Origin of the sequence: Rhodococcus antarcticus (assembly GCF_026153295.1) — a bacterium.
GTDB lineage: Bacteria > Actinomycetota > Actinomycetes > Mycobacteriales > Mycobacteriaceae > Rhodococcus_D > Rhodococcus_D antarcticus.
In genome coordinates this window covers 299,717-322,482 of sequence record NZ_CP110615.1, presented here as the reverse complement: position 1 = coordinate 322,482, position 22,766 = coordinate 299,717, and the positions used below count along the sequence as shown (strand labels likewise).

Genomic DNA, 22,766 nt, shown 5'->3' with positions numbered 1-22,766 from the left:
TCAGCGGAGCCCACCGGCGCACCCGTCAGCGGCCCTGGTGGGCCACCGCGTCCGCGGCGGCGGCAGCCGCGGACGGGTCGAGGTACGTGCCCCCCGCGGTCACCGGACGGAGGTCGTCGTCGAGGTCGTACCGCAGCGGGATGCCGGTGGGGATGTTGAGCCCGGCGATCGCCTCGTCGGAGACGCCGTCGAGGTGCTTGACCAGGGCCCGCAGGGAGTTGCCGTGCGCGGTGACCAGCACGGTCCGACCCGCCCGCAGGTCCGGCACGACGGCCGACTCCCAGTACGGCAGCAGCCGGGCGACGACGTCGGCGAGGCACTCGGTGAGCGGTCCGCCGTCCGGGCCGTCCTCGAGGTGGGCGTAGCGGGGGTCGGCGTCCTGGCTGAACTCGCTGCCGCGCTCGATGGCCGGGGGCGGGGTGTCGTAGCTGCGGCGCCAGAGCATGAACTGCTCCTCGCCGAACTCGGCCAGGGTCTGCTTCTTGTCCTTGCCCTGCAGCGCTCCGTAGTGCCGCTCGTTGAGCCGCCAGTCCCGGCGCACCGGGATCCACAGCCGGTCGGCGGCGTCGAGGGCGAGGTGCGCGGTGGAGATGGCCCGCCGCAGCAGCGAGGTGTGCAGCACGTCGGGGAGCAGGTCGTGCTCGCGGAGCAGCTCCCCACCCCGGATGGCCTCACCCACGCCCTTCTCGGTGAGCGCGACGTCCACCCAGCCGGTGAACAGGTTCAGGGCGTTCCACTCGCTCTCGCCGTGGCGGAGCAGGACGAGGGTTCCGGTGCTCATGGTCCACATCCTGGCAGGTGGGCTCAGGGGGTGAGGATCTGCACCACGACCCGTCCGGGGTCGGCCGAGGCGCGCACCCGGAAGGATCGCTGCGCGTCGAGCCCGACGAAGAACTGGTGCAGCCCTTCGAACGACGCTCCCGCCACCACCTGGGTGACCACCTCGCCCGAGACGGGCAGCGGGCCGGACGGGCTGACGTCCGCGCTCGCGTCGTCCACCCCCAGCACGCCGGAGACCAGCACCTGCAGGTAGGCGGAACCCTCGACGGCCACCGGGCGCCCACTGGGGTCTCCGACCGGGGTGTCGACGTAGCCCACCCGGAAGCCGGGGACGGCGCCCGGGTCGCCGGAGAGCTCCAGGACCACCTCGTCGTAGCCGGGCTGGGGCACCACCCGGACGGAGGTGACCAGCGCGGAGCTGCCGGACGCCTCCCCCACCTGCTCCGCGGTGTCGGCCACGAACGCCGGGGTGCTCCGCGGGGCGGACGGGGCACGGAGGACCGTCGTGGTGGGGGCCGTGGACGACCCCGGGCTCGGCGACGGCACGTCCGCCGCGGTACCGGCGACGGGGGGCGGCACTGATGGCCCGGCGGGCGCGCCGCACCCCGCGGCCAGCACGAGCGCGAGCCCGACCGACGCCCGCCGAGCACCTCGTCCGCGCAACGCCGAACCTCCCGTCGAGACCATCCTGGCCCTCGGGCGGTAAATCGGACAACACCTCGGCGCTGCCCTCCGACCCCCGCCACCCCTGGGGGCGACAGGGCTCAGGCGGTGGCCTTCTCCCGCGCCCGGAGGTCCTTGCGCAGGATCTTGCCCGCCGCGCTCTTGGGGATGAGCTCCAGGAACTCCACCACGCGGACCTTCTTGTGCGGGGCGACGTTGGCGGCGACGAAGTCGATCACCTCCTGCTCGCTCAGCTCCGTGCCGGGCTGCAGCACGACGAACGCCTTGGGCACCTCCTCGCCGTCGGCGTCGTTCACCCCGATGCAGGCGGCGTCGGCGATCTTCTCGTGCGTGAGCAGCAGCGCCTCGAGCTCGGCCGGCGGCACCTGGTAGCCCTTGTACTTGATGAGCTCCTTGACCCGGTCGACGATGCTGACGTACCCCTCGGCGGAGACCGTGGCGACGTCGCCGGTGTGCAGGTAGCCCTCGTCGTCCAGGGTGGTCGCGGTGGCCTCGGGGTTCTCGAGGTAGCCGAGCATGATGTTGGGGCCCTTGCACCACAGCTCGCCCGGGGCGGAGGTGCCCTCGCTGGGATACTCCACCTCCTCGCCGGTGGCCGGGTCGACGATCTTGCACTCCATGTTGGGCAGCGTGAGGCCCACGGTGCCCAGCGGGACGTCGTCGCGGTCGGCCGGGATGGCGTGGCTGACCGGGCTCATCTCGCTCATGCCGTAGCCCTGCCGCACGGTGCAGCCGAGCCGCTCGGCGACCTTCCGGCCGAGCTCGGCGTCCAGCGGGGCCGCGCCGGAGAACACCATCTGCAGCGACGAGGTGTCGTGCTCGGCGACCACCGGGTGCTTCGCCAGCGCGACCGCGATGGGCGGGGCGATGTAGACGTGGGTGATCTGCTGCGCGGCCACGATGGACAGGAACTCCACCAGGTCGAAGCGCGGCATGGTGACGATGGTCGACCGACGCCACAGCCCGGAGTTCATGAGCACGCTCATGCCGTAGATGTGGAAGAACGGCAGCACGGCGAGGACCTTGCTCGCCCCGGTGAGGGTGATGAGCGGGGCACCCTGCGCGACGTTGGCGATGAGGTTGCGGTGGGTGAGCATGACGCCCTTGGCCCGGCCCGTGGTCCCCGAGGAGTACGGCAGCACCGCGAGGTCGGTGGCGGAGCTCGTGGAGACCTCGGGTGCCGGGTGGCCCTGCGTGAGCAGCTCGGCCAGGCTCGTGCGGCCTCCACTGCGTCCAGGGTCACCACGCGCTCGGGCGGGATGCCGACCATCGCCGCAGCCTCGTCGGCCTGGGGCAGGAACGGCGAGATGGTGAACAGCCACGAGGCCTTCGAGTCGGTGAGCTGGCCGGCGATCTCCCGGGCGGTGTACAGCGCGTTGATCGTCGTCGCCGCGCCGCCGGAGCGGACGATGCCGTGGAAGACGGTGGCGAACGCCGGCACGTTGGGCGAGAGCAGCCCGGCGACGTCGCCCTTGCCGAACCCGGTGGCCGCGAGCGCCCCGGCCAGGGCCTCGATCTGGCCCACCAGCTGGCCGTAGGTGGTCTCGGCCCCGGACGGCCCGTCCACCAGGGCGACCTTGGCGGCCAGCTCCGGGTCGGTGGCGACGTCCCCGAACAGGAAGTCGAACAGGCTCGTGTCGGGGATCTCGACGTCGGGGAACGGGCTGGCGAAGCTCATCGGACTCCTTCAGGCGGACAGGCGGTGTCACCTGTCACACTACTGATCGGTAGGCCCTCCACCGGCACGGTCGGCCTCGACCAGGTGCGCGAACGCCGCCAGGTTGCGCAGCGACTCGCCGCGCTTGCTCCGCCACGCCCACTCGCGCCGGATCGACGTCGCGAAGCCCAGCTCGAGCATCGTGTTGAAGTCCCCGTCCGCGGCCTCCAGCACCTGCCCGAGGACGCGGTCGAGCTCAGCCTCGGTCACGCTCTCCAGCGCGATGCGGCCGACGAGGTAGACGTCCCCGGAGCGGTCGATGGTGTAGCTCACCCCGAACAGCTTGCGGTTGCGGCGCAGCAGGAACGCGTAGAGACCGACGTGGTTCTCGTCCGGCTGGCGGCACACGAACGCCTCCACCCGCAACCCGTGCGCACCGAGGGTGAGCATGCACGTGGTGGTGAGCTTGGCCTCGCCGGGCAGCGTCACCACGAACAGCTCGGGCCGCGGACGGGTGAACTCCAGCTCCCGGACGGTGAGGGTGGTCTCGATGGTCGCGGCCAGCGCGGTGACCCCGGGCCGGCTCATGCGTGCGCGGCGCTCTGCGGGGCGCCGGCGGGCCGGTCACCCGGCTGCTGCGCACCGGGCTGGGCGCCCGGGGTGCGGCGGAGCTGGCGCAGGCTGCGCGGGCGGACCGGTGCCGGGGACCGGACGGGCATCGTGGCCCTGGCGTAGGTCTCCAGCAGGGCATCGGCGGTGCGGTCCCAGGAGAAGCCCGCGGCGTGGCCGGGCGCGGCCGCCGCGAGGCGCTCGCGCAGCACCGGGGCGTCGGTCAGCCGGGCCAGGGCGTCGGCCCAGTCAGCGGTGCGGTGGGAGCCCACGAGCAGGCCGGTCACCCCGTCGGCGACGGCCACCCCGAGCCCCCCCACGTCGGCGGCGACCACGGGCGTGCCGCAGGCCTGGGCCTCGAGCGCGACCAGCCCGAAGGACTCCGAGTGGCTTGGCACCGCGACCACGTCGGATGCGCGGTAGACGTGCACCAGCTCGGCCGGCGGCTGGGGCGGCAGGAACGTGACGACGTCGGTGATGCCCAGGCTCTGGGCGAGCCCGACGAGTGCCGCCGGCTGCCCCAGCCCGCTTCCCGAGGGACCACCGACCACCAGCACCCGCAGCCGGTGGCCGGGGGTGCGCGCACGGAGCTCGGCGGCCGCGCGGAGCAGCACGTCCGGGGCCTTCAGCGGCTGGATGCGGCCGACGAAGGTCAGCACGGTCTCGTCGGGGGCGATCCCCAGACGTGCGCGGGAGGCGGCCCGGTCGCCGGGGCGGAAGCGGTCGAGGTCGACGCCGGGGGCGATGGTGTCCACCCGGGACCCCTCGGCCCCGTACAGCCGGACGAGCTGCTCGGCCTCGGCCGGGGTGTTCGCGACGAGCCGGTCGGCCTCGTCCACCACCTGCTGCTCGCCGATCTCGCGGACCTTGGGCTCGGGGGGATCGCCCTCGGCCAGCGCCGCGTTCTTCACCCGGGCGAGGGTGTGCGCGGTGTGCACCAGCGGCACCCTCCAGCGGTCGCGCGCGAGCCAGCCGACCTGGCCGGAGAGCCAGTAGTGGGAGTGCACGAGGTCGTAGTAGCCCTGCTCCTGGCGCGCCTCGGCGCGGAGCACGCCCGCGGTGAAGGCGCACAGCTGGGCGGGCAGCTCGTTCTTGTCGAGCCCCTCGAACGGTCCCGCGACGACGTTGCGCACGAGCACCCCCGGCGCGGCCTGCACCACGGGCGGGGCCGCGGAGGAGGTGGCCCGGGTGAAGATCTCGACCTCGGTGCCACGCTGGGCGATCCGTAGGGCGGTCTGCAGCACGTACACGTTCATGCCACCCGCGTCGCCGGTGCCGGGCTGCTCCAGCGGAGAGGTGTGCACCGAGAGGACGGCGACCCGGCGCGGACGTCCTGCACGGGTGGTGCTCGTCGGGATCACCCGACCATCCTGCCCGCTGGGTCCGGCGGCCGCGTCACGAGGCCCGGACGGCCAGCACCTCGGCCACGAACCGCTGGGGGTCCTCGACGAACGGGGCGTGCCCGGACCCCTCCCACCACGAGGTGCGCACCGCCGGCAGCAGGTCCGCCGCGTGCCGACCCGCGCTGACGTCCACCACGGCGTCCGCGGTCCCGTGCAGCACCACCGACGGGCCGCCGAAGCCCGCCAGGACGTCGTCGCTGTCGCAGGTGCGGGCGAACAGGGCCGCACGCACCCGCGGCGGGGTGGCCAGGCTGGCGCCGAGCAGTGCCTGCACCCGGGGGCCGTCCGTGGTGAGCGCGCCGGCGAAGCCGGCCAGCGCGGGCACGGCGAGCGCGGGGTCCTCGGAGAGCCCGTCCGGCACGGCCGCGCGCATGGCCGCGCCCACCCGTCCGCCGGCCCGGCCCCGGCCGAGGCCGGTCACCGCACCGACGAGCACGAGGCCCGCGGCCACGCCCCCCGCGCCGCCGCCCCCGGACCGCAGCCAGTCGCAGGCCACCAGCCCGCCGTAGGACCAGCCGACCAGCACGGGGGGCTCCCGCACGCCAGCGGCCGCGAGCACGGCGTCGAGGTCCGCCGCCCAGGCGGTCGGGTCGTCGTAGCCACCCGCGGGTGCACCGGAGCGGCCGTGTCCCCGCAGGTCCGGGGCGAGCACGTGGTGGCCGGCCGAGAGCCCGTCGAGCACCTCCTCGCCCCAGCAGTCCGCGCTCTGCGCCCACCCGTGCAGCAGCACGAGCGGGGGTGCGCCCGCACGGCCGCGCTCGAGGTAGGAGATCAGGGTGCCGTCCCGGCTCACGGTGTCCACGCCCCGACCCTAGGGTTGTCGACATGACTGCTGTTGCGCACCGCCCCACCGCCGTCGTCACCGGAGCCAGCTCCGGCATCGGCGAGGCCACCGCCAGGGTGCTCGCCGCCGGTGGGTTCCACGTGGTGGTCGCCGCCCGTCGACTCGACCGGCTGCAGGCCCTGGCCGCCGAGATCGACGGCACCGCGCTCGAGCTCGACGTGACCTCCGACGCCTCGGTGGCCGCGTTCGCCGCCGCGCTCGGGGACGTGTCCGTGCTCGTCAACAACGCGGGCGGGGCGAAGGGGCTCGCGACGGTGGCGGAGGCGGACCTGGACGACTGGCGGTGGATGTGGGAGACGAACGTTCTCGGCACGCTGCGGGTGACCAAGGCGCTCATCCCCAGGCTGGTGGCCTCCGGCGACGGGCTCATCGTCACGATCACGTCGATCGCGGCCGTCGAGACCTACGACAACGGGTCCGGGTACACCGCGGCCAAGCACGCCCAGTCCGCCCTGCACCGCACGCTGCGCGGCGAGCTCCTCGGCCAGCCCGTGCGGATCACCGAGATCCTGCCCGGGATGGTGGAGACCGACTTCTCGCTCGTGCGCTTCCACGGGGACGCCGAGCGGGCCGCCACGGTCTACGAGGGCATCACCCCGCTCACCGCCAACGACGTGGCCGAGGTGGTCGGGTTCGTGGCCAGCCGGCCGTCCCACGTGGACCTGGACACCATCGTGCTCAAGCCCCGCGCCCAGGCGTCCGCGATGCGCGCGCACCGCGTCTGAGCGGGCCCAGCCGAGCGCGGAGAGCGCCACCTGCGTGCGGTGGGCTGGGCACGTCGGCGGTCACCACCTGCCTGCGGCCGACCGTGAAGTGGGTGGTCAGGTCGCTCGTCGCGTGCGGTGCTGCGCGCGGACCGGGCCTGCGCGTCACGGGTCGGCAACGCCGCGCTCAGAGCGCGCAGCCCACCAGCACCGGCTCGGGCTCCAGGCGCACGCCGAACACGGCGTCCACCCCGTCGCGGACCTCGCGGGCCAGGCTGAGCAGCGCGGCGGTGCTCGCGCCACCCCGGTTGGTCAGCGCCAGGGTGTGCCGGGTGGAGAGCCGCGCCGTGGCGTCCGGCCCGGGGTGGCCGCGGTGGAACCCCGCGTGCTCGATCAGCCAGCCGGCCGAGAGCTTCACCCCGCCGGCCCCGGGGTAGGAGGGCCCCTCGTACCCCGGGGGAACCTGCCCGACGACGGGGTTGGTGAAGAACGACCCGGCGCTCCACGAGTCGTGGTCCGCGGCGTCGAGGACCATTCCCTTGCACCGCCGCAGGGCCAGCACGGCCTCGCGGACGGCGGCCACCGCAACCCGGGCACCGGGCTCGACGTCGAGCGTGCGGCACAGCTCGGAGTAGGTGACGGGCCGGCTGAGCCCGTCCGCGGACAGGCTGAACCGCACCGCCAGGACCACGGCGGTGTCCGCCTGCTTGAGCGCGCTGCTGCGGTAGCCCAGCCCCAGCTCCGCCGGCGGCGCCCAGCGCACCTCGCCCGTGGCGCGGTCCAGGAGCCGGACCTGCGCGAGCACGTCGGCCACCTCGACCCCGTATGCCCCGACGTTCTGCACCGGCGTGGCCCCGGTGGAGCCGGGGATGCCCGAGAGGCACTCCAGCCCGCCCAGCCCCGCGGCCACCGTGCGCGCCACGAGGGTGTCCCAGTCGGTGCCCGCTCCGGCCGTCGCTCCGTCGGTGGCCAGCACCACCTCGTCGTTGCGCAGGACGACCACCGTGCGGTCGACGGCCTCGTCACCGACCACGAGGTTCGACCCGCCACCGAGCAGCAGCACGGGCTCGCCGACGGCGTCGCAGGCCCGGACCGCGGCGACCACTGCGGCGGTGTCGGGGCAGGTGAGCACGGTGGCGGCGGGTCCACCCAGGCGCAGGGTGGTCAGCGTCGCGAGGGCCAGGTCGTGGCGCACCTGCACCCCGAGGCCGGCGAGGCGGTCCAGGTCGGCGGGGGGCAGCACGGGGACGAACGCTATCGGGGGCGGCTCGCCGGTAGGTTCCCGGCATGCCCCGTCGCATCGAGCACTCGGCCACCTACGCCTGCTCCCCCGCCGCACTGCACGCCGCGCTCACCGACCGCGCCTACTGGGAGGCCCGGCTCGAGGCCGTGGGCGGCACGGGCGCCACCCTGGACTCGTTCGAGGCGGCCGGTGGCGGCGCGGAGGTCGCGCTGACCCAGGTGATCGCCGCAGACAAGCTGCCCAGCATCGTCTCGCGCATCAAGTCCGGCGACCTCTCCATCACCCGCACCGAGACGTGGGGACCGCTCGCCGCCGACGCGGCCACCGCCGAGGTGACCGCACTGGTCAGCGGCACGCCGGCCACCGTCACCGGCACCACCTCCCTGACCGGGGACGACACGGCGACCACGGTGCGCACCGACGGCCAGGCCAAGGTCCCGGTGCCGCTGGTCGGCGGCAAGATCGAGCAGGCCGTCGCCGACAACGTGGTCCGGCTCCTGGTGGCGGAGGCGCGCTTCACCGAGCAGTGGCTGGCCGGGAGGTAGGGGCGCCGGGACCGCCACCGGCCCGGACCGTGGGGACGCGCCCCGTCGGGGAGATCACCAGGGGCACCACCGGGATCAACCGGTTGCGTCGCAGCGACCGCTGGCTGCTGCACCACCCCGACGTGCAGGCAGCGCTGGCCGACGGCGGCCTCGTGGTGGACCTCGGGTACGGCGCGAGCCCCGGGACCACCCTCGAGCTCGCGGCCCGGCTGCGCACCCGGAACGTGGTCGGCCTGGAGATCGACCCGGCGCGGGTGGTGCCCACGGTGGACGGGGTGCGGTTCCGGGTGGGCGGGTTCGAGCTCGCGGGGCTGCGCCCGTCGCTGGTGCGGGCGTTCAACGTGCTGCGCCAGTACCCGGAGGACGCGGTGGGGCCGGCCTGGGCGCGGCTGCAGGCGGGCCTGGCGCCGGGCGGTCTCGTCCTGGAGGGCACGTGCGACGAGCTCGGGCGGCGGTGCGCGTGGGTGCTGCTGGACGCCGGGGGGCCGCGCACCCTGACCCTGGCGTGGGACCCGTTCACGGTCGGGCGGCCCTCCGACGTCGCCGAGCGGCTGCCCAAGGCGCTGATCCACCGCAACGTGCCCGGGGAGAGGGTGCACGCGCTGCTGGCGTCTGCCGACCGGGCGTGGGACGTGGCCGCTCCGCACGCGGTGTTCGGGCCCCGCGTGCGGTGGCGGGTGGCGCGCGCGCTGCTGGCCGAGGGTGGGGTGCCCGTGCTGGACCACCGGCGCCGGGTCCGCGACAACGTCCTCACCGTGCCGTGGTCGACGGTGGCCCCGCGCTGATCCCTGCTACCCCAGCGGGGTGTGCGCGGGGTCCACGGTCTCCGCCGCCGACACGGGCCCGGGCGGGGTTCCCTCACCGAATGGCTTGCCACCCAACGACTCTCGTCCGTGCGGGGTCAGCCAGCCGCGCAGGTCCGGACCCTTGGGAACGATGCCGGAGGGGTTGATCTCGTTGTGCACCAGGTAGTAGTGCTCCTTGATCTGCGCGAAGTCCTGGGTGTCGCCGAACCCGGGGGTCTGGAACAGGTCCCGGGCGTAGGCCCACAGAGCCGGCATCTCGGTGAGCTTGTTCCGGTTGGCCTTGAAGTGCCCGTGGTAGACGGCGTCGAAGCGGACCAGCGTGGTCCACAGCCGCACGTCGGCCTCGGTCAGGGTGTCGCCCACCAGGTAGCGCCGGTCGGTCAGTCGCTGCTCCAGCCAGTCCAGCCGGGCGAACAGCGCGTCGTAGGCCTCCTCGTAGGAGCCCTGGGAGCCGGCGAAGCCACACTTGTAGACGCCGTTGTTGACGTCGTGGAAGACCTTCTCGGCCACGTCGTCGATCTCGGCGCGCAGCGCCAGCGGGTACAGCTCGGGTGCACCGTCGCGGTGGTGCGCGGTCCACTCCAGGCTCATGTCGATCGTCATCTGCGGGTAGTCGTTGGTGACCACCTGGCCGCTGGGCACGTCGACGAGCGCGGGGACCGTGATGCCCTTGGGGTAGTCGGGGAACCGCGCCAGGAACGCCTGCTGCAGCCGCTCGTAGCCCAGCACCGGGTCCTTGCCGTCGGGGTCGAGGTCGAAGGTCCAGCTCCGCGCGTCGTGGGTGGGCCCGCAGACACCCATCGAGATCGCGTCCTCCAGGCCCAGCAGGCGGCGGGTGATCAGGGCCCGGTTGGCCCACGGGCACGCCCGGGAGACGACCAGCCGGTAGCGCCCGGCCTCCACCGGCCACCCGTCCCGTCCGTCGACGGTGATCCGGTCGGTGATGTAGCTCGAGTCCCGGACGAAGTCCTCGCCGGGCTTCACGAACGTCGCGTCATCGCTCATGGTTGAAAGCGTAACGACTACGGCGGCGGGGCGCAGGCCCGCCCGATGCGATGATGGGGCCGTGGAACGCCGCTACGTGCTCACCCTCGGCTGCCCGGACCGGACCGGGATCGTGGCGCGGCTGTCCACCGTCCTGGCCGAGGCCGGTGCCACGATCGTCGAGGCCAGCTACCACGCGGACGAGAGCTCGGGCTGGTTCTTCACCCGCCAGGTGGTGCTGGCCGCCTCCGTCGCGGCGTCCGCCGAGCAGCTGCGCACCCGCTTCGCCGCCGTGGCCGCCGAGCTCGGCCCGGAGACGGAGTGGACCCTGCACGACACCGACGAGCGCAAGCGCGTGGTGCTGCTGGTGAGCCGGGAGCCGCACTGCCTGCGCGACCTGCTCGGCCGGGCCGCCGACGGCGAGCTGCCCGCCGAGGTGGTCGCCGTGGTGGGCAACCACCAGGACCTGGAGCCGCTGACCGCCGCCCACGGTGTGCCCTTCCACCACGTGCCCTTCCCGGCGGACCCGGCCGAGCGCGGCCCGGCCTTCGCGCGGGTGCGCGAGCTCGTCGACGCGCACGACCCGCACGCCGTGGTGCTGGCCCGCTTCATGCAGGTGCTGCCGGCCGAGCTGTGCGAGCACTGGGCCGGACGCGCGCTGAACATCCACCACAGCTTCCTGCCCAGCTTCGTCGGCGCCCGGCCGTACCACCAGGCCTTCGCCCGCGGCGTCAAGCTCGTCGGCGCCACCTGCCACTACGTCACCGCCGAGCTGGACGCCGGGCCCATCGTGGAGCAGGACGTCATCCGGGTGGACCACGGCGACTCCCCCGCCGACATGGTCCGCCAGGGCCGCGACATCGAGCGGCTCGTGCTCTCCCGCGGGCTGCGCTGGCACCTGGAGGACCGGGTGCTCGTGCACGGCGGCACGACGGTCGTGTTCACCTAGCCCCTCGTGGGGCACGATCGTCGGGTGCGCACCCGTCCGAGCCTGCTGCGCCGCGCGGTGCGCTCGCTCGCCGCGGAGGACCCCGGCCAGGTCCGCCTGACCAGCGCCGCCACCACCACGCTGACGCTGGTCCTGGCGCTGGCCGTGCTGATCCTGCTCACCCGCACCCTGGGCCAGCCCATCACCGTCGCCCTGCTCGGCACGGTGGTCGCGATGTTCAGCGCCGTGGCCGTGCAGGACCGCACGCACCGCGCCCGCGTGGTCAGCACCGCGCTCACCCCGCTGCCGGCCATCGCCTCGGCCGGGCTCGCCGCCGTGCTGCACCCCTACGGCGTCGTGGCCGACCTCGGGTTCGTGGCGGTGCTGTTCACCGCGACGTGGGTGCGGCGCTACGGCCCGCGGGGCAACGCGCTGGGCCAGGTCGCGTTCACCGCCTACTTCTTCGTCCTGTTCCTGCGGGCGTCGACCTCGCAGCTGCCCGCGCTGGCCGCGAGCGTGCTCGTGGGGGTCGCGGTGGCCCTGGTGGTGCGCGTGGTCCTGCTGCCCGAGCGTCCGCGCACCGAGCTGCGCAGGCTGACCCGGGCGCTGCGCGCGGTGTGCGCCAGCGCGGTGGGGGTGGCCGTGGCGGGGAGCCGGAGCGCGAGCGCCGCGGGCACGGTGCTCGACGACGCCCCGCTGCGGCGCCAGCTCACCCGCCTCGGCGACACCGCCCTCATGATCGAGGACTGGCTCGACCGGCACGACGCGGCCCGGCACCTCTCGGTGGACGGTCGCGAGCTCTCGCTCCGGGTGCTGGACGGCCAGCTCGCCACCGAGCAGCTCGTGGCCACCCTCGCCGCGCTGCCGCCCGGGACGACCTGGCCACCCGAGCTCGACACCGTGCTGGCCGCCCTGGACACCGTGCTGCGCGACGAGCCGGGCGAGGAGCAGCTGCGGGGGCTGCTGGTCACCGTGGGCGCGGCCGCCCACGACGTCGACGTCACCACACCCACGGGACGGGCCGTCTTCACCGCCGCCCGGGCCGTCCGCGCCCACGCCAGCATCCACCGCGTCAGCGAGCAGGTGGTCGCGGCGGCCGAGCGGGAGGACCCCGCCCCCGTCGAGGGCACCGACACCGTCGACGCTCCCCCCGGGCTGCACCCCGCGACCCGGGCCGCGGTCCAGGTGGCCGTGGCGACGGCGCTGGCCACCGGTCTCGGCGAGCTCATCTCCCCCAACCGCTGGTACTGGGCGGTGCTCGCGGCGTTCGTCGTGTTCAACGGCACCACCAGCCGCGGACAGATCCTCTCGCGGGCCTCGCAGCGGGTGCTGGGCACCCTCGGCGGCGTCGTGGCCGGGGTCCTGCTCGCCGCGGTGGTGGGCCGCAACGCCCCGCTGCAGCTCGGCCTGATCGTGGTGTGCGTGTTCGCGGCGTTCTACCTGGTGCGGGTCTCGAGCGCGCTGATGGTCTTCTTCATCACCGTGCTGCTGGCCATGCTCTACGGGCTGCTGGGCACGTTCAGCGTGCAGGTGCTCGAGCTGCGCATCTACGAGACCGCGGCCGGTGCGGCCGTCGGCATCGCCGCAGCGTTCCTCGTGCTGCCCACCGGCACCCGCTCCACCGTGGACGGGAAGCTGCGGGCGTGCCTGGACTCCCTCGACGACCTGGTGCGCGACAGCGTGGCGGCGGTGGGCTCCGGCGGCGGTGAGGTGGACCTGGTGACGGCCTCGCGCGACCTCGACGACACCCTGGTCGCTCTCGACCTCGCCGCCGAGCCGCTGGCCCACGGGGTGCTGCAGCGGGTGCGCACCTCGACCCGGTTGTGGCTGCGGGTGGTCCGCGCGGCCGACGGGTACGCCCGCTCGCTGGCCCGGGCGGGGCACGCCGCGGCCGCGGTCCCGGCACCGACGGTCGAGGTCGCCGAGGCCCTCGCGGCGGCCGCCACCCGGGTGCACGAGCACGTGGGGGCCCTGCGCGCGCGCCTGGACTCCGACCACCCGGCGCCGGTGCACCCGGCCGAGCCCGCGCTGGTGGCCGTGCTCGAGCTGGACGGCCGCGGGGTGCACGACCCGGAGGTCCGCCCCCTGCGCGCGGCGGTCTACGCGCTGGCCCGCATCGACCGTGCCCTGCTGGACCTGCTCGAGGTGGCCGAGGAACCGGTGGGGGCCGCCCGCCTCACCGGGTGAGCGGGTGCCCGAGCGCCGGCCTGTCCGGGTGACGGACTGAGCGGGTGACGGACTGAGCGGGTGATCGCCGTTTCGGCACGGTGACGTGGGCCAGGAGCACGTGAGCGTGCCCGAACGGCGATCACCCGCGGGTGTGGCGGAGCGCAGGGCGGCCGGTCGTCCTAGCCTCGGATCGTGACCGCCGAACCCCGCACCGAGCTCACCGGTGCCCCGCTGGGCCCGGGCTCGCTGACGTGGCGGCTGTTCGGCGACCGGCGACAGCTGCTGCTGCTGGGCCGCTCCGGCACCCTGCAGAACATGCACCCGGCCGTCGGCGCGGCGCTGCAGCAGCACTCGGACTTCTTCGCCGACCCCTGGGACCGGCTGTTCCGCTCCATCCCCCCGATCCTGGGGGTGGTCTTCGACGCCGAGGACACCGGCACCGCCGGCACGGTGCGGGACTTCCACGCCCGGATCAAGGGCCTCGACACCCAGGGCCAGCGCTACCACGCGCTGAACCCCGAGGTCTTCTGGTGGACGCACGTCACGTTCGTCGAGTCGATGATCTGCACCCAGGAGTACTTCGGCACCCCGCTCACCCCGGCCGAGCAGGACCAGCTCGTGGCCGAGGGCCTCACCTGGTGGCGCCGGTACGGGCTCTCCGAGCGACCCGGGTTCGCCGACGCTGCCAGCTTCCAGGCCTACTGGGACGGCGTGCTCGAGGACGTGCTGGAGGCCAACGACACCACCCGCTGGGTGACCTCGCCCGACGTCAGCCACGACGACATGCCACCGCCCCCGCACGTGCCGCGCGCCCTCTGGACCCTGGTGCGCCGACCCGTTCTCGTCGCCAACCTGTGGCTGCTCACCGGTCTGCTGCCACCCCGCGCCCGGCAGACCCTGGGCCTGCAGTGGAGCGCCCGCGACGAGCGGCGGCTGCGGCGGTTCGGGGCGCTGGTGCGCCGGCTGTGGCCGCTGGTGCCGCACCGGATCGCGGTCGAGCCCCGGGCGCGGGCGGCGTGGAGCCGCACGGGTGCGCGACCCCGCCGCTAGGACCGGCTCGCCGTGGCGGACCGGCTACCGCCCCAGCCCCGGCACGACCTCGGCCCCCGGCAGCGCCGCGAGCACTGCGCCGGCGACCAGGATCTTGCTGCGCCGCAGCCCCGAGCCGACCACCACGGCCGGCGCCTCGGCCACGGCGGGGTCCAGCAGCAGCCGCCACCCGGCGGGCAGTCCGATCGGCGTGATGCCACCGTGCTCCATGCCGGTGCGCTCGACGGCCTCGTCCATGGCCAGGAACGATGCGGAGCGGACGTCGAGGGTGCGCTTGACCAGCCCGTTCACGTCGGCCCGGGTGGTGGCCAGCACCACGCAGGCAGCCACGCGCTGCTCGCCGGCCCGCTTCCCGCCCACCACCACGCAGTTCGCGCTCGCGGCGAGGTCCACCCCGTAGGTCGCGCAGAACGCAGCCGTGTCGGCCTGGTCCGGGTCGATCTCGGCCACCCCGAACGAGGAGAGGTCCACCCCCGAGGTGCACACCGCCCCGGCCAGCAGGTCCGGGCGCGACGCGGCGGGCACCACGTCCAGGGTGCCCGCCACGTCCGACCAGCTCGGCTGAGTCATGCCGCGATCATGCCAAGCCGAACTCCGTGACCAGGGCGCGACCGAACGCGGGGAGGTCGCCGGGGTTGCGGCTGCTGACCAGGGTCCAGCCGTTGGCCGGGCACACGAACACCTCCTGGTCGACCCAGTCGGCCGCACCGGCGTTCTTCAGGTCGGTGGCCAGGCTCGGCCAGGACGTGAGCGTCTTGCCGCGCACGACGCCGGCCTCGATGAGCGTCCAGGAGGCGTGGCACACCGCGGCGATCGGCTTGCCCGCCTCGGTGAACTCCTTGACGAGCTCCACGGCGGCACCGTCCAGGCGCAGCGCGTCCGGGTTCGCGACCCCGCCGGGCAGCACGAGCCCGTCGTAGTCGGCGACGTTCGCCTCGGCGACGGTGGTGTCGACGGTGAACGTGTCGGCGGCGGTCAGGTGGTGGAAGGCCTGCACGGTCTCGCCCGCCGCAACGGGGGACAGCAGCTTCGGCGTGCCACCCGCGTCGATCACGGCCTGCCACGGCTCGGTCAGCTCGACCTGCTCGATGCCCTCGGACGCCACCAGGAACGCGATCGTCTTCGTCGTCATGACTCCGGTCTACGCGGGCCGTGCGCGCGCCGCCGAACGGAGGTGCTCGACGGTGAGGCGCCGCACCAGGCTGCGGTGGGTGAGCACCGGAGCGGCCGAGTCCAGGACCTCCAGCCGCGCCCCGGGGATCGCGGCGGCCACCGCCCGGGCCACCGGCAGCGGGTGGCGAGGGTCGTCGGTGGCGGCGATCACGAGCACCCGGGTGCCGACGGCGGCGAGCGCGCCGGGCCCGGTCACCGGTGCCGCGGCAGCCAGCTCGTCGATCGAGTGCCGCAGCCGCAGCAGGGCCTGCGTGCGCAGCAGCACGTGGGCGCCCACCTCCACCCCGTCGGGCACCTCGGCCGCCACCAGGGCGTGCACCCGCTCGGGGTCACCGGCCCGCAGGGCGGCGTCCAGGGCGTCCGGCGGACGGGGTGCGTCCAGCGCGGCGGGCAGCAGCAGGACCGCGGCGCGCAGCCGGTGCGGGTGGGCCGCCATGACGGCGAGCAGGCACCCCGCGCCCAGGGATGTCCCCACCGCGTCGGTGGCGGAGCAGGCGTCCGCGGCCGCCAGCACGTCCGCCGCCAGCCGCGGCCAGGTGAAGGTGCTGGGCACGGGGTCAGGAGCGTCGTGGTGGCCGGGCAGGCTCAGCACCACGCGCGTGCCGGGCAGCCCGGAGGCGCCGATCCGGGCCTCGGCCGCTGTCGCCCCGAGGCCGGGCACCACGAGGGTGGTCGGTGCGCCGGAGCCCAGCGCCAGGGAGCGGGTGCTCACCTCACCAGCGTGAGCCGCGCTGCACCTCGTCGATCTTGGGGCGCACGTCGGCCTGGTAGACGAAGACGGCGACGGAGGCGATGAGGCTCAGCAGGAAGCCGGAGCCGTTGAAGCCCAGGAAGAGGATGACCAGGGCGCTGACGGCCAGGATCGCGAGCCACTTGGCCTTGGTCAGCTTGTCCACCGCGGTGAAGGCGTCCGGGCGCTGGCGCACCGCGTGCACCACGGCCCACACGCCCACCGCGAAGACGAGGAGCTGGATGACGAGCAGCACGTAGTAGCGGAGATCGAGGACGAACACACCACCACCCTACCGGTCACGACGACGGACGACCCCCTCCCGCCGGGGCGGGAGGGGGTCGTCCGTCGTGCGGGTGGTGTGTCAGCTCGTGGCCGTGGTCTTCTCGGTGGCCTCGTTCTGCGCGGCGACAGCGGTGTCCTTGACGTCCGTGGCGGTGGCCGAGGCCGTGTCCGCCGTCTTCGCGACCGTGGTCTTCGCGGCGGTCGCCTTGCGGGCGGTGGTCTTGCGCGCCGTGGTGGCCTTGGCCGCCGCGGTCTTCTTGGCCGCGGTGGCCTTCTTGGCGGCCGTCGTGCGGGCGTTGGTGGACGAACCCTGCTTGGAGGCGGTGTTGGCCGCCCGGCGGCTGGTGGAGCGCAGGTCGTGGGCGAGCTCGTCGCCGACCTCGGCCGCGGCGGCACCGGCCTTGCCGGCGACCGAGGTGGCCCGGGTGGTCACGCGCTCGGTGGCCCGGGCCGCACGCTCGCCGATGGAGCGGGTCTGGCGGGCGACGGTGCCGAGCACCTCGTCGCTCAGGTCCTTCGCGTCGTCCCTGGCGTCCTCCGCGCGGCTGACGAGGTCGTCGACCTGGGGGGTCTTGCGAACGCGGTCGAGGGCCTCCTCGCCGCGCTCGGCCAGGCTCACGTAGATCTGGGCGGCGGCCTGGACGTAGGCCTCGGCGAGCTTGCGGAGCTCCTCGGGGGCGAGCTTGCCGCGCAGCTCGTCGATCTCCTCGGGGATGGAGCTGAAGCGCTCACGGGTGTTCTCGGCGCGCTCCTCGGCCCGGGTGCGGGCGTCGGAGACGGCACCGAGGACGGTGTTGAGGGCGAAGTCGCCGGCGCCGATGGCGGCCAGCAGCGGGGTCTTGGCCTGGTCGATGGCGGTGGGCTTGCTCTTCGTGGTGGAGCGGGTCTTGCGCTTGGTGGTGGCCATGTCGGCTCTCCTCAGTCGTGGGTGGTCGGGACGGTCTGGGTGGTGGCGGTGGCGTTCTCCCGCCGGAAGGACTCGTAGATCTCCACCAGCAGCTGCTTGTGCCGCTCGCTGATGGCGGTGTCGGCGAGCACGGCGTCGAGCACCGGGCTCGAATCCTTCTGCTCGAGGATCCCGGCCTGCACGTAGAGCACCTCGGCCGAGACCCGCAGCCCCTTGGCGATCTGGGCCAGCACCTCGGCGGACGGCTTGCGCAGCCCGCGCTCGATCTGGCTCAGGTAGGGGTTGGACACCCCCGTGCGCTTGGCGAGCTGGCGCAGCGACACCTGCGCCGCCTCGCGCTGGGTGCGGATGAAGCCACCGAGGTCGTGCACGGCGGTCGTGACCGCGACTCCTGCTGCGGCCACCCCCTCCACGGGGGAGTCCACCGGAGCGGGCGCCGCCTCGTGCCGCGGATCTCCCTGCACGTCGAGCACCTCCTCCTGTGGACCTGGCTCCACGGTAGATCGGGGTGCTAACTATTGCAAGCGGTCTGCTACCGCAGGTGGAGTGAGGTGCGCCACGTCGCGAGCGGGGCGCGGAGCCCGGAGTGGTCCAGGGTCGCGTCGAGGTCGCCCAGCAGGACGGTCGGGGTGCTCGCCGAGCAGGAGGGCTCCATCGCTGCGAGATCTGCGCGCCGGTCGGCACCGACGTACCCGGCGAAGGACCCGACGACCAGCCCCAGCACGGCCAGCAGCCCCAGGGTCCAGCGCGTGCGGACCCACCGCCGGGCGCTCAGAACAGGGCCTGGGAGACGGCGTAGATGACGAGCCCGGCGAGCGCACCGACCACGGTGCCGTTGATGCGGATGAACTGCAGGTCGCGGCCCACCTGGAGCTCGATCTTGCGGCTGGTCTCCGCCGCGTCCCAGCGGGCGACGGTGTCGGTGATGACGCTGGTGATCTCGTCGGCGTAGTTGGCGACGACGTAGCGCAGCGTCGACTCGAGCCAGCCGTCAACCTTGCCGCGCACCACGTCGTCGGTGGCCAGCCGCTCCCCCCACCCCGCGATCAGGCCCTGTGCCTGCCGGCGCAGCTCGCTGGAGGGGTCGTCGGCCGCTTCGAGCACCATCCGCCGGGCCGTGTTCCACGCGCTCGCCGCGAGGTTCTGGACCTCGGGGTGCTCGAGCACCTGCGCCTTGACCGCCTCTGCGCGGGCGATCGTCTCGGGGTCGTGCTGCAGGTCCTGGGCGAACTCCGCCAGGAAGCGGTCGATGGCGGTGCGCAGCGGGTGCGCCTGGTCGTCGCGGACCGCCCGGGCGAAGTCCAGCACCTCGCGGTGCAGACGGTCGGCCAGCATGTCGTCGAGGAACCGCGGGCTCCAGGTGGGCGCCTGCTGGCTGACCACCCGGACGACGGTGTCGTGGTTGACGATCGCCCAGTCGTAGGCCCGGTCGCACACCAGGTCCACGAGCTTGCGGTGCTTGCCGTCCGCGAGCACCTCGCCGAGGAGCTTGCCCAGGGGCGGCCCCCAGGGCAGGTCGGTGATCCGCCGGACGATGGTCGCGTCGAGCAGGCGCTGGACGTCCTCGTCGCGCAGCACCGTCACCGCGGCCTTGAGCGCCACGGCGGCCTCGGCGGTGATGCGGGCCGCGTTCTCCGGCTGTGCGACCCAGCGACCGAGCCGCTGCGGCACCCGGGCGGCGCGCAGCTTGCCGACGACGACGTCCGGGGCCAGGAAGTTCACCCCCACGAACTCGCCCAGGCTGGCGCCGAGCTGGTCCTTCTTCCGCGGGATGATCGCGGTGTGCGGGATCGGCAGCCCCAGCGGGTGGCGGAACAGCGCCGTGACGGCGAACCAGTCCGCGATCGCGCCGACCATCCCGGCCTCCGACGCGGCGCGCACGTAGCCGACCCAGTCGCCCGCACCGCGGCTCTCCTGCCAGCGGGCGAGCAGGTAGACCACGGTGGCCAGGGCGAGGAACCCCGTGGCCACGGTCTTCATCCGGCGCAGGCCGTGCCGCTTGGTCGCGTCGTCGAGGGTGAGGTCCACCCGGTCATCCTGCCTGGTGCCCGGCCGGGCCCCGGGCCCGGTGAGTCGCCCGGGCTGCGTCCTGCGGGCATCATGACCGCCGTGGGTGGACATCGTGGGTGAGGGCCGGCTCGTCCCCAGGCTGCGGCCGTTCACGTCGACGATCTTCGCCGAGATGACGGCGCTGGCGCTGGCGCACGACGCGGTCAACCTCGGGCAGGGCGCGCCGGACACCGACGGGCCCGCCTCGATGCTGGCCGTTGCGCAGGAGGCGATCGCCGGCGGCCTCAACCAGTACCCGCCGGGTCAGGGGATGCCGGTGCTGCGGGCCGCGGTCGCCGCCGACCGGCTCGCCCGGTACGGGCAGCAGCTCGACCCGGACACCGAGGTGCTCGTGACCGTCGGCGCCACCGAGGCGGTCTCCGCGTCGATGCTCGCCCTCGTCGAGCCGGGCGACGAGGTGGTGGTGCTCGACCCGTCCTACGACTCCTACGCCGCGGCGGTGGCACTGGCCGGGGCCACGGCCGTCCGGGTGCCGCTGGTGGCCGACGGGCTGCGCTTCGCCGTCGACCTCGACGCGGTGCGCGCCGCCGTGGGTCCCCGCACCCGGGTGCTGCTGGTGAACTCCCCGCACAACCCCACCGGCACGGTGTTCACCGACGACGAGCTGCGCGGTCTGGCGGCGCTGGCCGTGGACCGCGACCTGGTCGTGGTGACCGACGAGGTGTACGAGCACCTGACCTTCGACGGTCGCCGACACCTGCCCCTGTGCACGCTGCCGGGGATGGCGCAGCGCACGCTGAGCGTCTCCAGCGCCGCCAAGACGTTCAACGCGACGGGGTGGAAGACGGGCTGGGTGTGCGGGCCGGCCGAGCTGGTGGCCGCGGTGCGCGCCGCGAAGCAGTTCCTCACCTTCGTGGGCGCCGCCCCGTTCCAGCCTGCCGTCGCCCACGCCCTCACCCACGAGCAGGCGTGGGTGGCGGACCTGCGGGAGGGGTTGGCGCACAAGCGGGACGCGCTGTCCGCCACGCTCGCCGAGGTCGGCATGACGGTGCACCCCAGCGAGGGCACCTACTTCGTCTGCGCGGACCCACGGCCGCTCGGGTTCACCGACGGCCTGGCCCTGTGCCGCGAGCTGCCGGGCCGGGTCGGGGTGGCGGCGGTGCCGGTCGGGGTGTTCTGCGCGGACCCCGCCCCGTGGTCGCACCTGCTCCGCTTCGCCTTCTGCAAGCGCGACAGCGTGCTGCAGGAGGCCGGAGCACGGCTGCGCCGCACCCGTGCGTGATGTCCGGCCCCGGGGGCGAGGTCCCCTCCACGCTCGCGCGGACCACGCACTGGTGGTCCGCGCCACACCCTGGGACCATCGACCGGAGAGTGCCCAGCAGATCATGTGATGAGGCGTAACTGATACCGTGGATAACATGAAGAACGACGGCGTGCCGGCGAAGAGCAACCGCCTGCGGGGTGCGCTCACGGCGGCCGAGCGCGGCGTCGCGGCGGCGGAGAAGGGGCTGGCCGCCGCGGAGAAGGGGGTCGCGATCGCCGCTGCCGGGGTGGCCAAGGTCGACGGTCGCAAGCGCCGCTGGGACGAGCACAAGCGGGCCCGTCGCGAGGAGTTCGTCGACGCCGCCCTGGTCGCGATCCGCCGGGGGGGCCCGTCGATCGGCATGGAGGCCATCGCGGCCGAGCTCGAGGTGAGCAAGACGGTGCTCTACCGGCACTTCACCGACAAGAGCGACCTCATCGGCGCGATCCTCACCCGGGTCGCGGCCACCGTGCTCCTGCCGGCCATCGTCACCGAGCTCCAGGTGGAGCGGGAGGACGTGGACCAGACGCGAGCGGTCATCCGGGCCTACGTCGAGTCGGTGGCGAGCGAGCCGGCGCTCTACGCGTTCGTGTTCGCGCACAACAACGAGGTCGGCGACAGCGACGAGGTGGTGGCGACCACCGAGCGGATCGTGGCCGAGGCGCTGGCCTCGCTCATCGGTGACCGGCTGCGGGCCATGCGGATGGACTCCGGCGGCGCGGAGGTGTGGGCCTACGGGGTGATCGGGATGGTGCAGCTGGCCACGCACTGGTGGATCGACCACCGCACCATGAGCACCGAGGCGCTGGTGGACTACCTCACGATGCTGGCCTGGGGTGGGCTCGACGGCGTGCTGCGGGCCGGCGGCTCCCCCACGGTGTTCGCCCAGCGCGAGGACGACGCGCCGGGGCTGCGGCTGCTCGGCGGCATGGCCGTGGCGGGCAACACACCGGCCGAGCGCACCGACGAGGACGGCACCGCCCCCTGACCCCTCCAGCCGGTCCCCACCGCGTTCTGCGCGCACAGCGTCGTTCCGGATCCGTTCTTGGTGCGTTGTGCACGCACACCGTCGTTCCCGGGTGCGGGCGGGTGCAGGCTCAGCGCAGCACGATGTTGACGATGGCGGCCACCCCGACCACCACGATCACGCCGCGCAGCACGGCGGGGGACAGCCGTCGGCCCATCCGCGCCCCGAGCACCCCGCCCAGGGTCGAGCCCAGCGCGATGCAGCCCACGACGGCCCAGTCCGGGTGTGCGAACAGGATGAACGTCACCGCAGCCACGCCGTTGACCACCGTGGCCAGCACGTTCTTCACCCCGTTGGCCACCTGCAGGTCGTCGATCAGCAGCAGGCTCAGCAGGGCCACGTAGACCACGCCCTGCGCGGCGCCGAAGTACCCGCCGTACACGCTCGCCGCGAACAGCCCGAGGCTCAGGGCCGCCGCCCGCCCACGGCTGGGCGCCGCGAGGGGACCGCGACCACGCAGGCGCACCGACAACCGCGGCTGCACCAGCACGAGCACCAGCGCGATCCCGATGAGCACCACCACCACGGCGTCGAACACGCTCGTCGGCAGCACGAGCAGCAGCACGGCCCCGAGCAGCCCCCCGGCGGCGCTCCACGGCACCAGGCGCAGCAGCAGCGGCCGCATCCCCGCCAGCTCGCGCCGGTAGCCCCACGCGCCGCTCACCCCACCCGGGACCAGCCCGATGTTGTTGCTCACGTTCGCCACCAGCGGCGGGTACCCCAGCGCGAGCAGCGCCGGGAACGTGATGAGCGACCCGGAGCCGACGACGGTGTTGATCGTCCCGGCCGCGAGCCCGGTCAGCGTGATGAGCACGGCGTCGAGGACGGTCACGGGGCGAACCCTACGAAGCCACCGTCCACCGCGACCCGACAGGTGCAGCAGCGGGCACGCGCAGCCCCGGGTCCCGGCGCACCGGCCCCCCGA

General features: G+C 74.3%; 25 protein-coding genes and 1 pseudogene. 9 read left to right on the top strand and 17 right to left on the bottom strand.

Annotated features, from left to right (window positions below; genetic code table 11):
* Positions 1–25: 25 nt before the first annotated feature.
* Together RHODO2019_RS01625 and RHODO2019_RS01620 are read right to left on the bottom strand one after the other, a co-directional pair.
* Entirely contained in the window at positions 26–781 is a 756-nt protein-coding gene (locus tag RHODO2019_RS01625) for a phosphoglyceromutase (protein WP_354005560.1), read from the bottom strand.
* A 23-nt stretch (positions 782–804) separates the two neighbouring features.
* Positions 805–1,239: an AMIN-like domain-containing (lipo)protein gene (locus RHODO2019_RS01620; RefSeq protein ID WP_265383330.1), complete on the bottom strand. Its 435-nt coding sequence runs from the start codon at positions 1,237–1,239 to the stop codon at positions 805–807.
* On the opposite strand from RHODO2019_RS01620, the gene RHODO2019_RS01615 reads away from it, so the two are divergent.
* On the top strand, positions 1,229–1,486 hold the full coding sequence (locus tag RHODO2019_RS01615) for a hypothetical protein (protein WP_265383329.1): 258 nt from the start codon (positions 1,229–1,231) through the stop codon (positions 1,484–1,486). The two genes, RHODO2019_RS01620 and RHODO2019_RS01615, sit on opposite strands and share 11 nt — an antisense overlap.
* Positions 1,487–1,544: 58 nt before the next feature.
* Here the strand turns inward: RHODO2019_RS01615 and RHODO2019_RS01610 are convergent.
* The 4 genes and pseudogenes from RHODO2019_RS01610 to RHODO2019_RS01595 all read right to left on the bottom strand — a co-directional run bounded on the left by RHODO2019_RS01610 (position 1,545) and on the right by RHODO2019_RS01595 (position 5,935).
* Positions 1,545–3,142, bottom strand: a pseudogene (locus RHODO2019_RS01610) (AMP-binding protein).
* A gap of 39 nt (positions 3,143–3,181) precedes the next feature.
* The gene (locus RHODO2019_RS01605) at positions 3,182–3,709 is read right to left on the bottom strand and encodes a type III secretion system chaperone family protein (RefSeq protein ID WP_265383328.1); all 528 of its coding nucleotides are present in this window, start codon (positions 3,707–3,709) and stop codon (positions 3,182–3,184) included.
* Positions 3,706–5,091: a D-inositol-3-phosphate glycosyltransferase gene (mshA, locus tag RHODO2019_RS01600; RefSeq protein WP_265383327.1), complete on the bottom strand. Its 1,386-nt coding sequence runs from the start codon at positions 5,089–5,091 to the stop codon at positions 3,706–3,708. Before mshA ends, RHODO2019_RS01605 begins: the two co-directional genes overlap by 4 nt.
* 34 nt (positions 5,092–5,125) lie before the next feature.
* Positions 5,126–5,935 carry an alpha/beta fold hydrolase gene (locus RHODO2019_RS01595; RefSeq protein WP_435532156.1) on the bottom strand — a complete coding sequence of 270 codons (810 nt, stop codon included), beginning with the start codon at positions 5,933–5,935 and terminating at the stop codon, positions 5,126–5,128.
* Positions 5,936–5,958: 23 nt separating this feature from the next.
* On the opposite strand from RHODO2019_RS01595, the gene RHODO2019_RS01590 reads away from it, so the two are divergent.
* Complete coding sequence (locus RHODO2019_RS01590) at positions 5,959–6,702, top strand: SDR family NAD(P)-dependent oxidoreductase (protein ID WP_265383326.1); 744 nt, start codon at positions 5,959–5,961, stop codon at positions 6,700–6,702.
* 166 nt (positions 6,703–6,868) lie between these two features.
* Here the strand turns inward: RHODO2019_RS01590 and RHODO2019_RS01585 are convergent, their stop codons facing one another.
* Positions 6,869–7,924: a UDP-N-acetylmuramate dehydrogenase gene (locus RHODO2019_RS01585; protein WP_435532155.1), complete on the bottom strand. Its 1,056-nt coding sequence runs from the start codon at positions 7,922–7,924 to the stop codon at positions 6,869–6,871.
* A gap of 44 nt (positions 7,925–7,968) precedes the next feature.
* On the opposite strand from RHODO2019_RS01585, the gene RHODO2019_RS01580 reads away from it, so the two are divergent.
* Positions 7,969–8,469 carry a DUF2505 domain-containing protein gene (locus RHODO2019_RS01580; RefSeq protein WP_265383325.1) on the top strand — a complete coding sequence of 167 codons (501 nt, stop codon included), beginning with the start codon at positions 7,969–7,971 and terminating at the stop codon, positions 8,467–8,469.
* Between the two features lie 29 nt (positions 8,470–8,498).
* On the top strand, positions 8,499–9,254 hold the full coding sequence (locus RHODO2019_RS01575) for a class I SAM-dependent methyltransferase (RefSeq protein ID WP_265383324.1): 756 nt from the start codon (positions 8,499–8,501) through the stop codon (positions 9,252–9,254).
* Positions 9,255–9,260: 6 nt separating this feature from the next.
* Here the strand turns inward: RHODO2019_RS01575 and RHODO2019_RS01570 are convergent, their stop codons facing one another.
* The gene (locus RHODO2019_RS01570; RefSeq protein WP_265383323.1) at positions 9,261–10,280 is read right to left on the bottom strand and encodes a glutathione S-transferase family protein; all 1,020 of its coding nucleotides are present in this window, start codon (positions 10,278–10,280) and stop codon (positions 9,261–9,263) included.
* Between RHODO2019_RS01570 and purU the strand changes: the two genes are divergently transcribed.
* The 3 genes from purU to RHODO2019_RS01555 all read left to right on the top strand — a co-directional run bounded on the left by purU (position 10,279) and on the right by RHODO2019_RS01555 (position 14,406).
* Positions 10,279–11,208: a formyltetrahydrofolate deformylase gene (gene purU, locus RHODO2019_RS01565; RefSeq protein ID WP_265383322.1), complete on the top strand. Its 930-nt coding sequence runs from the start codon at positions 10,279–10,281 to the stop codon at positions 11,206–11,208. The two genes, RHODO2019_RS01570 and purU, sit on opposite strands and share 2 nt — an antisense overlap.
* Positions 11,209–11,232: 24 nt before the next feature.
* On the top strand, positions 11,233–13,374 hold the full coding sequence (locus RHODO2019_RS01560; protein ID WP_265383321.1) for an FUSC family protein: 2,142 nt from the start codon (positions 11,233–11,235) through the stop codon (positions 13,372–13,374).
* Between the two features lie 174 nt (positions 13,375–13,548).
* Positions 13,549–14,406: an oxygenase MpaB family protein gene (locus RHODO2019_RS01555; RefSeq protein WP_265383320.1), complete on the top strand. Its 858-nt coding sequence runs from the start codon at positions 13,549–13,551 to the stop codon at positions 14,404–14,406.
* 24 nt (positions 14,407–14,430) lie between these two features.
* Here RHODO2019_RS01555 and RHODO2019_RS01550 read toward each other — a convergent pair whose 3' ends face one another.
* The 8 genes from RHODO2019_RS01550 to RHODO2019_RS01515 form a co-directional block, all read right to left on the bottom strand.
* Complete coding sequence (locus RHODO2019_RS01550; protein ID WP_265383319.1) at positions 14,431–14,976, bottom strand: YbaK/EbsC family protein; 546 nt, start codon at positions 14,974–14,976, stop codon at positions 14,431–14,433.
* Positions 14,977–14,983: 7 nt separating this feature from the next.
* Entirely contained in the window at positions 14,984–15,538 is a 555-nt protein-coding gene (locus tag RHODO2019_RS01545) for a type 1 glutamine amidotransferase domain-containing protein (RefSeq protein WP_265383318.1), read from the bottom strand.
* Positions 15,539–15,547: 9 nt separating this feature from the next.
* Positions 15,548–16,291 (bottom strand): alpha/beta fold hydrolase, encoded by a 744-nt coding sequence (locus RHODO2019_RS01540; RefSeq protein WP_265383317.1) that lies wholly within the window; start codon positions 16,289–16,291, stop codon positions 15,548–15,550.
* A gap of 1 nt (position 16,292) precedes the next feature.
* Positions 16,293–16,592 (bottom strand): DUF2516 family protein, encoded by a 300-nt coding sequence (locus RHODO2019_RS01535; protein ID WP_435532154.1) that lies wholly within the window; start codon positions 16,590–16,592, stop codon positions 16,293–16,295.
* 81 nt (positions 16,593–16,673) lie between these two features.
* Positions 16,674–17,501 (bottom strand): heparin-binding hemagglutinin, encoded by an 828-nt coding sequence (locus RHODO2019_RS01530; protein WP_265383316.1) that lies wholly within the window; start codon positions 17,499–17,501, stop codon positions 16,674–16,676.
* 11 nt (positions 17,502–17,512) lie between these two features.
* Complete coding sequence (locus RHODO2019_RS01525) at positions 17,513–17,926, bottom strand: helix-turn-helix domain-containing protein (RefSeq protein WP_290428906.1); 414 nt, start codon at positions 17,924–17,926, stop codon at positions 17,513–17,515.
* A gap of 107 nt (positions 17,927–18,033) precedes the next feature.
* Positions 18,034–18,225, bottom strand: a complete 192-nt coding sequence (locus RHODO2019_RS01520) for a hypothetical protein (RefSeq protein WP_265383315.1) — start codon at positions 18,223–18,225, stop codon at positions 18,034–18,036.
* 47 nt (positions 18,226–18,272) lie between these two features.
* A complete protein-coding gene (locus tag RHODO2019_RS01515; RefSeq protein ID WP_265384880.1) occupies positions 18,273–19,481 on the bottom strand; it encodes a DUF445 domain-containing protein in 1,209 nt (402 codons plus the stop codon).
* A gap of 202 nt (positions 19,482–19,683) precedes the next feature.
* Here RHODO2019_RS01515 and RHODO2019_RS01510 point away from each other — a divergent pair, with 202 nt between their 5' ends.
* Together RHODO2019_RS01510 and RHODO2019_RS01505 are read left to right on the top strand one after the other, a co-directional pair.
* On the top strand, positions 19,684–20,793 hold the full coding sequence (locus tag RHODO2019_RS01510) for a pyridoxal phosphate-dependent aminotransferase (RefSeq protein WP_265384879.1): 1,110 nt from the start codon (positions 19,684–19,686) through the stop codon (positions 20,791–20,793).
* Between the two features lie 136 nt (positions 20,794–20,929).
* Positions 20,930–21,802, top strand: a complete 873-nt coding sequence (locus RHODO2019_RS01505; protein WP_265383314.1) for a TetR/AcrR family transcriptional regulator — start codon at positions 20,930–20,932, stop codon at positions 21,800–21,802.
* A gap of 109 nt (positions 21,803–21,911) precedes the next feature.
* Here the strand turns inward: RHODO2019_RS01505 and RHODO2019_RS01500 are convergent, their stop codons facing one another.
* Positions 21,912–22,673 carry a sulfite exporter TauE/SafE family protein gene (locus tag RHODO2019_RS01500; protein ID WP_265383313.1) on the bottom strand — a complete coding sequence of 254 codons (762 nt, stop codon included), beginning with the start codon at positions 22,671–22,673 and terminating at the stop codon, positions 21,912–21,914.
* Positions 22,674–22,766 lie beyond the last annotated feature (93 nt).